General features: G+C 42.0%; 13 protein-coding genes and 1 riboswitch. Of the genes, 2 read left to right on the top strand and 11 right to left on the bottom strand.

Annotated features, from left to right (window positions below):
* Positions 1–88 precede the first annotated feature (88 nt).
* The 5 genes from ccpA to ACQKMF_RS02955 all read right to left on the bottom strand — a co-directional run bounded on the left by ccpA (position 89) and on the right by ACQKMF_RS02955 (position 4,656).
* Positions 89–1,093: a catabolite control protein A gene (gene ccpA, locus ACQKMF_RS02975; protein ID WP_101222959.1), complete on the bottom strand. Its 1,005-nt coding sequence runs from the start codon at positions 1,091–1,093 to the stop codon at positions 89–91.
* A 382-nt stretch (positions 1,094–1,475) separates the two neighbouring features.
* Positions 1,476–2,552: a bifunctional 3-deoxy-7-phosphoheptulonate synthase/chorismate mutase gene (locus tag ACQKMF_RS02970; RefSeq protein WP_101222960.1), complete on the bottom strand. Its 1,077-nt coding sequence runs from the start codon at positions 2,550–2,552 to the stop codon at positions 1,476–1,478.
* Between the two features lie 519 nt (positions 2,553–3,071).
* The gene (gene ytxJ, locus ACQKMF_RS02965) at positions 3,072–3,398 is read right to left on the bottom strand and encodes a bacillithiol system redox-active protein YtxJ (protein ID WP_427571713.1); all 327 of its coding nucleotides are present in this window, start codon (positions 3,396–3,398) and stop codon (positions 3,072–3,074) included.
* Positions 3,399–3,525: 127 nt separating this feature from the next.
* On the bottom strand, positions 3,526–4,098 hold the full coding sequence (locus ACQKMF_RS02960; RefSeq protein WP_230176732.1) for a YtxH domain-containing protein: 573 nt from the start codon (positions 4,096–4,098) through the stop codon (positions 3,526–3,528).
* 48 nt (positions 4,099–4,146) lie between these two features.
* Positions 4,147–4,656, bottom strand: coding sequence for a DUF948 domain-containing protein (locus ACQKMF_RS02955; protein ID WP_101222962.1), 510 nt, complete (start codon positions 4,654–4,656; stop codon positions 4,147–4,149).
* A 228-nt stretch (positions 4,657–4,884) separates the two neighbouring features.
* Between ACQKMF_RS02955 and ACQKMF_RS02950 the strand changes: the two genes are divergently transcribed.
* Complete coding sequence (locus tag ACQKMF_RS02950) at positions 4,885–5,997, top strand: aminopeptidase (protein WP_260358334.1); 1,113 nt, start codon at positions 4,885–4,887, stop codon at positions 5,995–5,997.
* 48 nt (positions 5,998–6,045) lie between these two features.
* On the opposite strand, the gene murC is transcribed toward ACQKMF_RS02950, so the two are convergent.
* The 6 genes from murC to ACQKMF_RS02920 all read right to left on the bottom strand — a co-directional run bounded on the left by murC (position 6,046) and on the right by ACQKMF_RS02920 (position 14,334).
* On the bottom strand, positions 6,046–7,350 hold the full coding sequence (gene murC / locus ACQKMF_RS02945) for a UDP-N-acetylmuramate--L-alanine ligase (RefSeq protein ID WP_101222964.1): 1,305 nt from the start codon (positions 7,348–7,350) through the stop codon (positions 6,046–6,048).
* 285 nt (positions 7,351–7,635) lie between these two features.
* On the bottom strand, positions 7,636–10,476 hold the full coding sequence (locus ACQKMF_RS02940; RefSeq protein ID WP_427571710.1) for a DNA translocase FtsK: 2,841 nt from the start codon (positions 10,474–10,476) through the stop codon (positions 7,636–7,638).
* A gap of 418 nt (positions 10,477–10,894) precedes the next feature.
* A complete protein-coding gene (locus ACQKMF_RS02935; protein ID WP_230176852.1) occupies positions 10,895–12,082 on the bottom strand; it encodes an amidohydrolase in 1,188 nt (395 codons plus the stop codon).
* Between the two features lie 224 nt (positions 12,083–12,306).
* Positions 12,307–12,409, bottom strand: a riboswitch (glycine riboswitch).
* 140 nt (positions 12,410–12,549) lie between these two features.
* Positions 12,550–13,356, bottom strand: a complete 807-nt coding sequence (locus ACQKMF_RS02930; RefSeq protein ID WP_101222965.1) for a DUF1444 domain-containing protein — start codon at positions 13,354–13,356, stop codon at positions 12,550–12,552.
* Positions 13,357–13,406: 50 nt separating this feature from the next.
* Complete coding sequence (locus ACQKMF_RS02925; RefSeq protein ID WP_101222966.1) at positions 13,407–13,718, bottom strand: thioredoxin family protein; 312 nt, start codon at positions 13,716–13,718, stop codon at positions 13,407–13,409.
* A gap of 109 nt (positions 13,719–13,827) precedes the next feature.
* Positions 13,828–14,334, bottom strand: a complete 507-nt coding sequence (locus ACQKMF_RS02920) for a hypothetical protein (protein ID WP_101222967.1) — start codon at positions 14,332–14,334, stop codon at positions 13,828–13,830.
* Positions 14,335–14,457: 123 nt separating this feature from the next.
* Here ACQKMF_RS02920 and ACQKMF_RS02915 point away from each other — a divergent pair, with 123 nt between their 5' ends.
* On the top strand, positions 14,458–14,907 hold the full coding sequence (locus ACQKMF_RS02915) for a YtoQ family protein (protein WP_427571707.1): 450 nt from the start codon (positions 14,458–14,460) through the stop codon (positions 14,905–14,907).
* The last annotated feature ends 60 nt before the right edge of the window (positions 14,908–14,967 follow it).

Here is a 14,967-nt window from a genome sequence, read left to right as displayed (position 1 = left end):
AAAGATCGTTGAAAAACGATCTTTTTTGTTCGGGGCAAACATTTGAGAAACAAAAAGAGAGTGCCCTCGGGACACTCTCCAAACCAGTTTATTTCGTTGATTGACGGTTTTCAATCCGATGTGGCAGGATCACTTTTTCAAGACCTTCCTCCACTTGTTCTTTATTCATCAACTTTGTAAGAAGCCTCATCGCAACCGCACCAATATCATATAAAGGTTGAACGATCGTCGTGATTTGCGGACGTACCATCAAGGTCAATCTCGTGTTATCGAAGCTGATCACTTCAAAGTCTTCCGGTACATTAAACCCTTTGTCCTGAGCGGCATGAACAATTCCAAGCGCCATTTCATCAGCACCGGCTATGAATGCTGTCGGTCTGTCTTCAGCTTCCAGGTACTTTTCAAAAGATTCAATTCCTGAATCATATGTATAATCACCTTCAACGACATAACTTTCATCAAATGGAAGCCCAGCTTCTTTCAATCCTCGTTTATAACCAGTCAATTTCATTTCATTAATCAACGCCGAAGGGTTTCCGCTTACAAAAGCGATATGCTTGTGGCCTTTTTTAGCGAAGAAGGTCACTGCGTCGAATGCCGCCGCCTCATAATCAATATTGACCGATGGAACTTGTCCGCTTTCATCCACCGAGCCTGCCAGAACGATTGGAACAGGTGAATTCTTAAACTCTTTGACATGCTCATCAGAAATGTTGCCGCCCATGAATACGATACCATCCACTTGTTTTCCAAGCATCGTATTCAGCAAATGGAATTCCTTATCTATATTCTCATCAGAACTGCTTAGAATGATATTGTATTTATACATGGTGGCTATATCTTCTATGCCCCGTGCCAATTCTGCAAAAAAGATGCTTGAGATATCCGGGATGATGACCCCGACTGTAGTCGTTTTCTTTGAGGCAAGTCCCCTTGCCACTGCATTGGGACGGTACCCTAACTTCTCAATTACATCTGAAACTTTCTTCCTTGTTGCAGGCTTTACATTTGGATTCCCGTTAACTACGCGGGAAACGGTGGCCATGGAAACATTCGCCTCACGCGCCACATCATAAATGGTTATATTATTCATTTATCCATTCCTCCATTTCTTTCATTTTCCCCATAAAAGACCCGAATTATTTCGCAAAATAATCTTTTATGCGTTTTTCTCTATAAGGAAGATTATTTTAGGAACGATCTGCCTAACAAAAAATGCAGTCCTACTCTCTTCTCAGTCAAATATTCAATACCCTATTCAAGTATAAAATTCACATAGATATCACTTTATGTATGACTCAATCTTCCGAACAGTTCTCATTCTTGTTATTTATCATACGATAGTCGAATCTTTCCTGCAATCCAATAGTGCTCATTTCGAAGCTTTTTCTGCAAAAACTAGTATTTTACCATTAAAAAAAGCCCTTGCCAAGTTGGTAAGGGCCGTAAATAGATCATTTAAAGAATTTCTTAGCTTATACTGTTACCCAGTTCAAACGTTTAATTTCTTCGTAGAATTCATCAAATTGTTTGAAGTCCATTTGCTGTGCAGAATCCGATAAAGCAACGGAAGGATCTGGATGCACTTCAGCCATAACACCGTCAGCACCGATTGCAAGAGCCGCCTTAGCCGTAGGAAGCAGAAGATCGCGACGTCCAGTTGAATGCGTTACATCAACCATGACCGGTAAATGAGTTTCTTGTTTTAAAATCGGTACAGCAGAGATATCAAGTGTATTTCTTGTTGCTTTTTCGTAAGTACGGATACCGCGCTCACAAAGGATGATGTTGCCATTGCCCTGCGACATGATGTATTCCGCTGCATGAATGAACTCTTCAATCGTTGCCGCCAGTCCACGTTTTAAAAGAACTGGTTTATTTACAGCACCTGCCGCTTTTAGCAAGTCGAAGTTTTGCATGTTGCGCGCCCCGATTTGAATGACATCGATATGATCGATTGCCGCTTCGATATCGTTGGCACTAACGATTTCACTGATTACAGCCAAGCCGTATTCATCAGCAACACGTTTAAGTATTTGTAATCCTTCCAAACCAAGCCCTTGGAAGTCATATGGAGATGTACGTGGCTTAAATGCACCGCCGCGCATCAATTTCAAACCTTTAGCTTTAATGACTTCCGCCACCGCAGCTGTCTGTTCATAAGATTCAACGGCACATGGTCCGAAAACGAAGCTAGGGATCCCGTTACCGACCAATTCACCCTTAATGTCGATGATCGTGTCTTCAGCCTTTTGTTTTCTCGATACAAGAAGCGTTTTCTTCTGATCATCTTTTTGTAACTCCAAGCCCAATTTAAAGATTTCTTTGAAAATATGTTTAATCGAACCAAGATCAAGCGGTCCTTGATTATTGGCTTCGATAAGATCCAGCATTGTTCTTTCACGGACCGGATCGTAACGGTTTACACCTTGTTTTTCTTTAACGCGACCAATTTCCTGTACAAGTTCAGCACGTTGATTAATAAGATGTAATAACTGAAGGTTCACATCATCCAGTTGATTACGAAGTCCATCAAGCTCTTTGTTGCTCATTACAAATCCATCCCTTCGTTTTTTAAAATAGAAATCGGTTCAGCGGACTCAAACTAAAAAAAATCCCATCCGGATCCTCGAACATCCACCCCGATTGTTTTATCAATGAAAAATTTAGAATATTTCATGTATGATTAAATCAATTATAAATGAAGTGTCCATAAATGTCACTATATTTTTCTTTAATAATTAAACGCTTTTAAGCATTAAAGTTATAAATGCATAAAACTAGGTGCCGCTCATGCCAGAAAAACGATTACACAGAATATTGAAACACGATCCGTTGTAGGAATTATATTGGAAATAGAACAGGAAAGCTATCATTTAATTGATCATTTTTCACAAGAGCATAGAAAAGTTTAAATCTTCTGCCACTTGTCCGAAGCCGAGAAATGTTTAAAGAGGTTTTACGGAAAGGCCTTCCTAGAAAAGGTTTCCCCAGGATTAACATCCTTAGGCCCGCCAATCAATGGAATAATAAAAGGCCGGACCCCTTACCAAAGGGATCCAGCCTTCCATTCATTCTAAAATGGCCTTGCTCAATGAATCATATGTAATCCGCCAATGAGATTCATTCCAGACAGGTTTTCCACTTTTAAAAAGGATGGCCTGAGGTGATTGATGTTTGACCTCAAAGGTTTCTGCTACATAATTGGATAGTGGACGAGCTTCCTGGACGGCCAAATAGGCTGTTTTAAGTTGTTCGTTCCCTAAGATGTACCTCTCATATTGTTCAAATGCTTCAGCGCTGACAGGGCATGTTACGCTATGCTTGAAAAGCAGGAATGTATCCTCTTTTAGAAGCTCATTGAATTGTTCTTCTGTTTCGATTTTGCTCATGACCATATAGCAGTCTCCTTTCCTTGTCATATAAATTTTACCATCAAAAAGGCGATGAAGCCATCGAAGCACTTCACCGCCTTATTCTTCGTCCCTTAATGACTCTTCATTCCCATTAAAGAAGCCAGGGAGTTTAATTCTTTAGTTTACTCTCCGTTTCATCAAATGCCTTTTTCGCTTCATCAAGTTTTAATTTTGCCGCATTCTTGTTTCCGCTTGTAGGATCTGCTGAATTATTTTCCGAATCATTGCCGTTAGCAAAGTTCGTTTCGACGGATACGATAGGAGCATCGGTAGTTCCGGTTACATCAATATCCTTATTGCTTGAATTCGTTGTATCATCAGCAGCGTCGCCGTTTTCTTTTCCTGTTTTCAGGCTCTTCACTTTGTTGACGATATTCGAAGATTTATTGGAAACGATTTCCGTGACGGAGCTTGTTTTTTCTTTTGCAGTATCAGCAAGGACTGTACCTTTTTCCATTGCCGTTTGTCTTAATCTTTCTGTTTTCTCGGAAATGTTTCTAGCTTGTTCATTGAAGTCATTCCTTAATTCCTTGCCTGTTTTCGGAGCCATGAACAATGCTGTAGCCGCTCCGATCATCCCGCCGATCAAGGCGCCAATCATAAAGTCCTTCGAATTGATCGAGTCGCGTTCGTCCTCATAAGATTTCTGATAGTCCTTTGCCGCAAATTCTTTTTGAGTCATAATACATTCCCCTTTCAATTTTCAGTTCATTTTTTATTTAACTAGATTTTAGGATCTAGAACGTAAAAACCTTTTTTTAGGCAGGTTATCTGTTTCAAGCGCTTCCCTTTCTAACTCCGCCCTTTCGGTTGGAGTCGGGGCAGCCTGTTTGCTTCTGGCCTTCCACTTGTCTCTGATCTCCATGGCAACATTACTCCATTGTACAATTTGTGAGATTCGGTCTTGATTATTATCAATCTCAGCCTGCACTTTATGGGAAACCTTTTGGATGGAAGAATTGAAGCTGGAGATGGATGTGCCTACATCCTTCACCGCATCCACCACCGTGTTCAGGTTTTCTGACTTGTGCTGCAAATCTTCAGCCAACGTATTCGTTTTATGTAATAACTGAGTAGTTTCGAGCGTTATGCCCTGCATTTGGCTCTCTAGTCCTGTCAGCGTCCGGGCCACACTGTCCAGGGTAGTTTGAAGTGATGTCAGTACCTTTGTTAGGAAAATAACGAGTACCAAAAAAGCTATCGCTGCAACAGCAGCACTTACGTATAAAATAATCTCCATTGGAACACCTCCGAAAAAAATCGACTTATTTAATAGCTGTTAGATATTAATTACCCCTTCCCTAATATTATAAACGTATTTATTTTTTCAATATACCCTATCAAACCCTAATATGGAAATATTGTTGTCTGCATCCAGTTCCTCCGTAAGTTCATGGGTCACACTTATGGCAGGAAATCGGGTATGATAGAAAAGATAAGTCGAATTTAAACAATGGAGGTATTTTTTATGAAAGATCCCAGAATTGAAACATTGGCCAAAAACTTAATCAATTATTCCGTGAAGCTTCAAAAAGGTGAAAAAATCTTGATTGAAAACTTTGGTTTGCAGCGTGAGCTTGTTAACGCACTTGTGAATGAAGCCTATGCAGCAGGTGGTTACCCATTCGTCCTTTTAAAGGATCACCAAGTGGATCGTGCCTTGCTGATGGGTGCCAAAGAAGAACAGTACAAGATGATGGGTGAGTTTGAAGCAAACGTAATGAACCAGATGGATGCCTATATCGGGCTTCGTGCCGGGGATAATATCAATGAACATTCCGATGTCCCTTCAGAGAAGATGGCGATTCATGGACAGACAGTCGGTAAAGTACATAGAAATATCCGCGTGCCAAAAACAAAATGGGTCGTGCTTCGCTACCCGACAAATTCCATGGCCCAATTAGCCAAAATGAGCACAGAAGCATTCGAAGACTTTTATTTCGAAGTCTGCAACCTCGACTATGGCAAAATGAGCGCAGCGATGGACAACCTTGTTGAATTGATGGATAAAACGGATAAGGTCCGCTTAACTGGGCCCGGTACGGACCTAACTTTCTCCATCAAAGACATTAAAGCCATCAAATGTGCGGGTGAGCTGAACATTCCTGACGGTGAAGTATATACGGCTCCGGTTAAAGATTCCATCAATGGAGTTATTTCGTATAATACTCCGTCCCCTTATCAGGGTTTTACTTTTGAAAACGTGAAGTTAACATTCAAGGATGGAAAAATCGTTGAAGCGGTTGCGAATGATACGGAACGCATCAACAAAATTTTTGATACTGATGAAGGCGCACGATATGTCGGTGAATTTGCAATTGGTGTAAATCCTTATATTCTACACCCGATGCAAGATATCCTCTTTGATGAAAAAATTGATGGAAGTTTTCATTTCACTCCCGGACAATGCTATGATGATGCCTTTAACGGAAACCATTCAGACATTCACTGGGACCTGGTCAATATCCAGCGGCCTGAATATGGCGGAGGGGAAATACATTTTGATGACGTCTTGATACGTAAGGACGGACGCTTCGTTTTACCGGAACTGGAAAATTTAAATCCAGAAAATTTAAAATAAAGTAAAATAAAAAAACGACCGACCCGCTCTAACGGGACGATCGTTTTTTTATTTTACCTGCAGTGAATGCTCATAGGCTGCTTGGAACTTTTGAATGTCCCCCGCACCCATGAATAACACGACACTGTTTTCATGATTTTGCAATATTGATGTTGTGTTCTCCGTAATCAGCTCGGCTCCGGGAATCTTATCTTGAAGGTCTTCAATCGATAACTTCCCTTGATGTTCACGAGCAGATCCAAAAATTTCACATAAGTATACTTTGTCGGCCAAATTCAAGCTGTCGGCGAATTCATCAAGGAAAGCCTGAGTTCTCGAGAAAGTATGCGGCTGGAATACCGCAACAACTTCACGCTCTGGATATTTCTGACGCGCCGAGTCGACAGTTGCAGAGATCTCGGTCGGATGATGTGCATAATCATCAATGATGATCTGACTTCCGATTTCCTTTTCTGAGAACCGGCGTTTAACTCCGCCAAAAGTCCGCAATTGGGCTTTCACAGCTTCCGTATCCAAGTTTTCATATTTACAAAGTGCAATGACACCAAGTGCATTCAACACATTATGCTTTCCAAAAGTAGGAATAGTGAATGTATCATAGTAATTGTTCCTTACATGCACATCAAAAGTCGTGCCATCCGGAGTGACGGAAACATTTTTTGCTTGAAAATCATTTCCTTCTGCAAATCCGTAAAAAATAACCGGTACTTTCGCCTGAATATGTGGTAAATGTTCATCATCCCCGCACGCAATGATGCCTTTGTTGACTTGAAGGGCCATCGTTTGGAAAGCCTCGAACACGTCTTCGACATTGGCATAATAATCAGGATGATCAAAATCGATATTCGTCATGATTGCATAATCCGGATAATAGGAAAGGAAATGACGGCGATATTCACATGCTTCGAATACGAAGTAATCAGAATTCACGATTCCTTTACCCGTTCCATCCCCAATCAAGAAGGATGTCGGTTTAGCGCCCCCCATCACATGGGCAAGTAAGCCGGTCGTCGATGTTTTACCATGCGCTCCCGTAACCGCCACGCTGATGAAGTTTTTCATGAAATCACCTAGGAAACGGTGATAACGGATGATCGGCAAATCAAGTTCTTTTGCCTTCACGATTTCCGGATGACTATCCGGAAACGCATTTCCTGCAATGATGGTCATTCCAGGTTGAATATTTTCCTCGTTGAAAGGAAGGATTTTAATCCCGGCTTTTTCTAATGCCAATTGTGTAAAAAATTCTTTTTCGTAATCGGAACCCTGCACTTCAATATTCATATCATGCAGTATTTGTGCAAGAGCACTCATACCCGACCCTTTAATTCCCACAAAATGGTAAGCAGTCATAAAGCGAACCTCCACCAATCGTCTACCTGTATGACAGTATATGACGTCATCTTTTATTTGTTTTTTCATTACGAGACTTGTTAGTAACGCAATTTCTTCATAGGTTTTTCAAGCTTATATTTTCAATCATTCATCAACAAAAAACTATTATATCACTTTTTTATTCATTCATCCATGTCAGGCAGATGCCAATTTATCAAATCATTGGCTTTTCCCTTAATTAAAGTGATAAAAAAGGGTTTTCACCCCTTCACATTATATACAATTTCCTTTTATTAGGTTCTCTTAATTAACATGTAAAAATTCCAGTTCTTCTTCCGTAATCAATACATCCCTGGGCCTTGAACCCCTGGATTCGGAAACTACTCCATGTTGCTCCATCATTTCTATTAGGCGCGATGCACGGTTATAACCGACACGGAAGCGCCTTTGGACACTAGAAGCAGATGCAGCCTGCTGGCTCACGACAAATTCACAGGCCTCGAAAAACAGTTCATCCGCTTCTTCCGTGACTTGGGCCCTGTTCAGCAAGTCTTCCTGCTCGAACAGGTATTTTGGCTGCTGCTCCAGTTTAACATGGTTAACGACCTGGTCGATTTCTTCATCACTAACAAAAGTCCCTTGCAGGCGCACCGTTTTTGAAGAGCCGTTTTCAGCGAATAACATATCTCCTCTTCCCAATAATTTTTCTGCACCGCCGCTATCGATGATCGTACGGGAGTCGACCTGTGAAGAAACCGAAAAAGCGATCCTTGTCGGGATATTTGCCTTGATCAATCCAGTTATGACATCGACTGAAGGTCTTTGAGTGGCTACAATCAAATGGATGCCGCAGGCACGGGCCTTTTGGGCAATCCGGCAAATCGCTTCCTCTACATCAGCCGGGGACATCATCATTAGATCTGCAAGCTCATCGATGATCACCAGGATATAAGGCAGCTTGCTTGAATATTGACCGGCTTTTTCCGCTTGGTCATTAAAGCGGGTGATATCACGGACACCGGCATGTACAAACAATTCATAACGCCGTTCCATCTCCTCTACAGCCCACTTCAACGCAGCCGTAGCGGCTTTTACATCGGTTATGACTGGACTGACCAAATGCGGGATCCGGTTATATGGGGCGAGCTCAACCATTTTCGGATCGATCAACAGCAATTTCAACTCCTGCGGTGTCGCTTTATAAAGCAAGCTTACCAGCATGGTGTTGATACAGACACTTTTCCCCGACCCCGTTTGCCCGGCTATCAATCCATGCGGCATCTTTCTCAAATCGGTGATGATTGGCTGACCGGATATATCGAGCCCTAAGGCCACAGCAAGCGGTGATTCATGCTCTTGAAACTCAGTACTTTCCAAAACCTCCCGCAAAAATACCGGTTTGCTTTTCCTGTTCGGAATCTCTATGCCAATTGTATGTTTACCCGGAATAGGCGCTTCCATCCGCATATCTTGAGCAGCAAGGCTTAGTTTGATGTCATCCATCAGGTTCGTCACTTTATTCACCTTCACTCCCGGTTCCGGATGCACCTCGAAACGGGTTACTGCCGGTCCTTGAGTGACATTGACGACCTTTGCACGGACATTGAAATTTTTCAATGTCTCATCAAGTAATAAAGTCTGTTCCTCGAGCCACACATCATCATGCACAGCATAAGTGGGAGGTGTCAGCAATTCGATATTAGGAAACACATAGTATGGATTTTCATTTTCATCCGCTTCGACGGAGCCAAACACTGCCGGGATTTCGCCCTTACTGCCTTCTGCCGCTTCCTCTGTATATACTGCTTCTTGATACCCGTGTCCAGAAATCGGGGATTCCTGTTCCAAGAGCGGCTTAGGGTTGGAACCGATGTTGGATTCGACTGTATTTTCAGGCACAGCAGCGACGGTTTCGGAACCAACCTTAGCGTCCGAAAAGGAAAGTGATATGGCCGGAGTCTGCTCTTTCGGAATAACTCTGCCTTCCTCCTGTTTCCGTTCAGGAATGGCGGTTGGTTTCGCTTGTCCTGCCTCTGTTTGGGCAGAATCATCCATTGGCCGCTTATCAGGTGATACTACTGCCCTTTCCGAATTAAGGCTTTTTTTTTCCGGCATCATTTTATTCATGAAGTCATTTTTTTTCCGATCTTGCTTAAGCATCATCACATTAAATGGGATATGTTTTTTCGGACGTTTGAGCTGCACTTCAGGTATTGCCTCAGATGGGTCTTCAGGCATTGTCCCTTGACTAACGGATGGTTGATTTGATTGTACAGCAATCTCCCCAGGAACCGATATCGCTTCAGGCGGTGTGTCGTCCGTCTGTTCCATGATGGATACAGCGACTTCGCGTCCAAATTCTACTTCGTCCTGTTCAATAGCCTCTTTTTCCACCGCAGGCTCAATTATGTTGGGCTCGATTACTGCTTGTTCTGGCAGTATCTCAATGGAATTCCTGCGAAAGAAAGCGGGTATCTCTGAATCTTCCAGTTTTTCTTCCGCTTGTTCCGGTATAAGAACGGATGGTTCTGTCGTCAATTCCTCATGTGACACTTCTTTTGGGATTTCAGGAATCGATGCTGGAATCCCGATATCGGGTTCTTCCTTTTTTAGGACGGGCATTTTGCTTTCTAATTCATATTCGACAATTTCTTCAGAAACGACTGTTTTTTTTTCCGGACGACGGAACCCATAAATGGGTGAAGGGATTTCCGTCGGACGGAATGGAGTATTTGAAGGGACTATTTTTGAGACTTCCTCCCGTTCGAAGTTTCTCCGTTTTGGTTCAGGATCCCTCACAGGCCTTCTTGTTTCTTTGGCCGCGCTTCCCTTTTTGGGTTCATGATCTTCCCTGTTTCTTTCCCTAGGCTTTCTTTTGCTCTGTTCACGATCTGGAATGAGCGGAAACTTGAACTGCCCTTTTGGATATTGAAACAGGATTTTCGTATCAGGGTCTGGCGTCTGCGACATTTTTTCCACTTTTTGATTGTAAACCTTTATTTCTTCTTCCTTTGACTTCGCAAGCTTTGAAAAATCCATTTTCCTTAATGTCTCTTCATCAAGCGGTTCATCTATAATAATCTCTTCAATTTCAATAATTTCCTCTGCTTGGAACCATTTTTTCATCTTATTTAGCCATTTCAAAACTATCACTCTTTCTACATCTGTAGTTATGTAACTAATTCTACCAGTTATTTTAAAAATATCGAGAAAATTTAAGCTAAATTGGGATTAGTATCTATTTTTTTATCGCACTCTTACTAACTTAACGTATTTCGCAGAACTCCTACCCTATTAAACCCCTTCTGGTATGAGTTTAAACCTGCACTTCGTGAAATAACATTAGCCCTTAGTCTACTATTTAAATAAAACACCGCTGTTAAATCGCGTTTACAAAGAGATTAAGTTTTCATGCGGCGCAAGAAGCAGACTGGTCAATTCATTGAAGCATCCTTCACGAAACCTCCGGTGGCATCCTGAAACCCATAAAACACCGTTCGTTAATACCGAACGGTGTTTTGTGGGTTTCTGCACTTTTTTGCAAACAAATATACCAATGGAACTATTCCCATTCATAAAAATCGCATACAACTTGGGCCACTGATTTGGATGCGATCAAAAGGGCATCTTCATCAATGTCGAATTTGGGATGGTGATTGAAATATGCCTTCTCCACCCCTTTTGGTTTACAGCCAATGTAAAAGAAGCAGCCAGGAATCTTTTCTGCATAATACGAAAAATCCTCTGAACCAGAGAAAACCGGAAATTCCATAACCTTTTTAATATCTTGGTCTTTCATGCTTTCCAGACTATTTTTCACGAATCCAGTCAATTCAGGGTCATTATATAACGGAGGATAATCAGGCACATATGTTAGTTCGCACTGAACATCAAATTCCGTTTCTATCCCTTTAACGATGCGGTGGATTTCCCTATCGATCAGCTGTTGGGTCTCTGCTGTCATATAACGGACATCCCCTTCAATTTCTATACGATCTTTAATGACATTAAAGCTTCCTTTTCCATCGAAGGAGCCGACTGTGACCACGCCCATATCAAAAGGGTTCAAGCGGCGGCTGATCACGGTTTGTACGGCTGTCACGAAATGGGCGCCTGCCACAATGGCATCATTGGCCATATGCGGGGACGAACCATGGCCGCCTACACCCTTAATCGCCAGCTTGAAATAGGTCCGTCCAGCCATCGAATAGCCGCCGTGATACCCGACAACCCCTGCAGGATGGGACGGAAATAAGTGGATTCCAAAAACGGCATCAAGTTCATCCAAAAACCCTGATTCCATAATGCTCTTTGCTCCACCTGGGGGTGTTTCTTCTGCATGTTGATGGATTATTTTAATCGTACCGGATAGGGAATCTTTAAGCTCATTGATGCAGTCTGCCAGAACCAATAAATAAGCGGTATGCCCATCATGTCCGCAGGCATGCATGACACCTTCATTTTTTGAACGGAACGGGACATCCGCTTCTTCTGTAATCGGCAACGCATCGAAATCCGCACGGAGACCTATCGTTTTCCCAGGTTTTCCGCCTTCGATCGTTACGATGATCCCTAATCCATTTCCTACATTCGTTTGAATCGACACATCCTTACCCTTATAAAAATCAATGATATATTGTGCCGTTTTTTCTTCTTTGAAGGATAGTTCCGGGTTCTCGTGTAAATGACGGCGGATTTGAACCATTTCCCCTTTACGGGCTTCCAGCATGTTCATTAATTTGCTTTTCACGTTCACGTTTATTCTCCCCCTTATTTCAAGTTGAGCATATTAGTAGTTCCATGTTCGGTGCATGCCTTCCGATACAAAGTGCCAATTAAAAAAGGGCAGTGAAGGATTGCGTAAACTTACCGCTCCCCTTCTCTGTCCTTTTCACCTGAGAGTTTAGCTCCATTTTTGGTCATGGAGATTTCCCCTTTGGTGGCACACTGCTTCCTGCGCACTCTCCAGAGCTGCGTCCAGCTGCGGTTCCATTTACCTGAGAGATTTGCTCCAAGGGATCTTTTTGGAACTTGCTCCTTCGGTGGCTCAATGCTTGCACTCTCCCACAACGTTCATCCGCTTGTTCTTTTTATATTCTCAAAATATTCCAATTATATTATCGCCGATTAAAAAATAAATATCAACTCTGAGTTATAAACTCTATTAAACTTTAAAAGGACCGCTGCCAGATGCTGACACGATCCTTTTGTGATTCATTATTGTTCAGGCTTTTTGTTTTTACCCATAATGAAGATGGGCTCCAACTCATTTTCTTCATAAAGGAATGATAGAGCCGTTATCGGAACATGACCGCTGGCAAAGAAGCTCATCGCCATTTGCGCAAGAATATCATAGCCCGTATCATTCTTCACATCGGCAATGATGATGACATCCTGATGGGGAATGGCCACAGCCATGGTTCCCTCGATCTTGTCCTTCATTTCCCGAAGCCATGATTCATTTAAAATCCTGCTGGCATCATATCCATCATTCGTGTTCAAAAAATAAAATGCATTACCTGCAACGATATCCGACTTCATTTCAGTGGTGAGGGAACGGGCATTGAATAGGGCAATTTCACGGATCCTGTCACCCTGCCAATTTTCCCGTTGAATCATCTTTTCATCTATAAGACGGTAGGTTTTCCCTAAATCAAGGGCATAAAAAACCCGGGTTTCAGCCGTATGCTCATCGAATAAAAACGGATTTCCTTCTTCGGATTCCATTGGAAAGGAGGTCGAGCGGATGACTGGGAAAATGAATTTCTCCTTGCCTTCCATACTGTGTTCTTCCCCCATCACATTCAGGGCCTCTTCCACGTAATAGGTAATTTCATCGATGGCCTTTTCCTGTACGTTTTCATAGTTAGCAAGCACAGGAGGCAACTCGATGGTGATCCCCTTCCCGGTCTTCACATTTTCCACCCGTAACGTATCTTGCTTGCTATCGAATTTGAATGAGCGATTCTCATCTTTTAAACGCTCCTTCAAGATATTTTTCAGCTTCGTGCTGTCCATTTTCATGACTGACCCTCCTCTTCATTGAAAAATCCCCAGCGAGAAGGGGAAATTGATTATAGTGATTGAATGAATTCCTCAATTTGTTCTTGCGTTTTGCGATCCTTGCTCACAAATCTGCCTAGCTCCTTGCCATTATCATACGCAATGAAACTTGGTATACCGAATACATCATTAGCCGCACACACATCGATGAATTCATCACGGTCCACATAAATGAATGTAAAGTCAGGAAATTTCGTTTCAATCTCCGGCATTATCGGTTCGATTACACGGCAATCTCCACACCATGTTGCTGAAAAAAGAAAGATATGTTTGCCTTCATTTTTAAATGCATCATATTGCTCTACTGTTTGTAATTTTTCCATTTGTATATTCCTCCTGCTCTAAATGACACCTTATTTTTTATAATCCCATCATACCAGAGTCTCCAGGAATCAACCATTAATACGGATCGGTTGAAAGTCACTGGTCCTCTTATTTCTGGGGCACGGATGAAACGATTTCCATCATTTGTTTTGCATCGGTTTTTAATTGGTCTTTATCCGTTTCGGTTGTCAGCTTCACTCCGCCGATCCCCACTGCAAGCTCATACTTTTCTTTCGGTATCTCTTTAATCGAAATAAAGCCGAATTTATCATCGGTTTGAAAAGAATGCAGTACTTCAAATTGATCCTCTTGTTCCTTTATGGCCAAATATAACACGGAGCTGTCTTCTTTTTCATTCGGATTGACAAATAATATATAAATCTTATCACCTTTTTGTAAAATCAAATTATTATCATGTTCTTCCACAACTTTAAAATCGTTTGGCAGATAGACCTGAATTAGGCCTGCCTCTTGATTGGGCTGTTTTTCATCGTCACGAAAAGCCACTTCAGCAGCCTTCATTGCCTTTTCGGTTTGTCTTTCGATACCTGAGCAGCCCACGATCAAACTGCTTATCAACAGGAAAACAAGAAAATTCTTATTCGATAAAGCCATCGTCATTCCTCCAGCCGTCTCTTTTACTACCATATGGATAATATTATCCTTATTTACGGAATTCATCCATTTTCTAAAAAACATGGTACAATGAAAGCAATTTTATTATCGAGGAGGAAAACAATGAAGTTAATCGTGTATCTTGCTGGGGAGATCCATTCAAATTGGAGAAGCGAGTTGAGAGATAAGGCCGCTGCACTGAAGCTTCCTTTAGAATTCGTAAGCCCGATGGAAAATCATGAACGCTCCGATAATATCGGTGAAGATATCCTGGGGGAACAGCCGAATCCTATCCTGAAGGATGCGGCCGCTTCCCAAATCAATAATTTACGGACAGGTCTTTTGATGAAAAAAGCCGATCTTGTCGTCGCCCTTTTTGGTGAGAAATATAAACAGTGGAATACTGCCATGGACGCAAGCACCGCCGTTTCCCTGGGTAAACCGCTTATTTTGATTCGCCCGGAATCCCATCACCATGCCTTAAAGGAATTATCGGAAAAGGCGAGTGTCACGGTCGAATCCGTGAACCAAGCCATGAAGGTGCTTTCTTATATTTTTGAAGAAGGGCTGTAAATCTCCCTGTCCCTTAACCTTCCAGCTCAAGTATGAAGGATTTTTGTTTACCCAAATAAA

This window comes from Peribacillus sp. NPDC101480 (assembly GCF_050277335.1).
Classification (GTDB): domain Bacteria; phylum Bacillota; class Bacilli; order Bacillales; family DSM-1321; genus Peribacillus.
The sequence above is the reverse complement of the archived record's forward strand: the minus strand, read 5'-3'. Positions and strand labels throughout refer to the sequence as shown.

Excerpts from the sequence above, each read along its gene's own strand:
- murC (WP_101222964.1), bottom strand. The coding sequence starts at position 7,350 with ATGACTGCTTACCATTTTGTGGGAATTAAAGGGTCGGGTATGAGTGCT.
- ACQKMF_RS02930 (WP_101222965.1), bottom strand. The coding sequence starts at position 13,356 with ATGAAAATGGACAGCACGAAGCTGAAAAATATCTTGAAGGAGCGTTTA.
- ACQKMF_RS02970 (WP_101222960.1), bottom strand. The coding sequence starts at position 2,552 with ATGAGCAACAAAGAGCTTGATGGACTTCGTAATCAACTGGATGATGTG.
- ACQKMF_RS02955 (WP_101222962.1), bottom strand. The coding sequence starts at position 4,656 with ATGGAGATTATTTTATACGTAAGTGCTGCTGTTGCAGCGATAGCTTTT.
- ytxJ (WP_427571713.1), bottom strand. The coding sequence starts at position 3,398 with ATGGTCATGAGCAAAATCGAAACAGAAGAACAATTCAATGAGCTTCTA.
- ccpA (WP_101222959.1), bottom strand. The coding sequence starts at position 1,093 with ATGAATAATATAACCATTTATGATGTGGCGCGTGAGGCGAATGTTTCC.
- ACQKMF_RS02960 (WP_230176732.1), bottom strand. The coding sequence starts at position 4,098 with ATGACTCAAAAAGAATTTGCGGCAAAGGACTATCAGAAATCTTATGAG.
- ACQKMF_RS02920 (WP_101222967.1), bottom strand. The coding sequence starts at position 14,334 with ATGGCTTTATCGAATAAGAATTTTCTTGTTTTCCTGTTGATAAGCAGT.
- ACQKMF_RS02925 (WP_101222966.1), bottom strand. The coding sequence starts at position 13,718 with ATGGAAAAATTACAAACAGTAGAGCAATATGATGCATTTAAAAATGAA.
- ACQKMF_RS02915 (WP_427571707.1), top strand. The coding sequence starts at position 14,458 with ATGAAGTTAATCGTGTATCTTGCTGGGGAGATCCATTCAAATTGGAGA.
- ACQKMF_RS02950 (WP_260358334.1), top strand. The coding sequence starts at position 4,885 with ATGAAAGATCCCAGAATTGAAACATTGGCCAAAAACTTAATCAATTAT.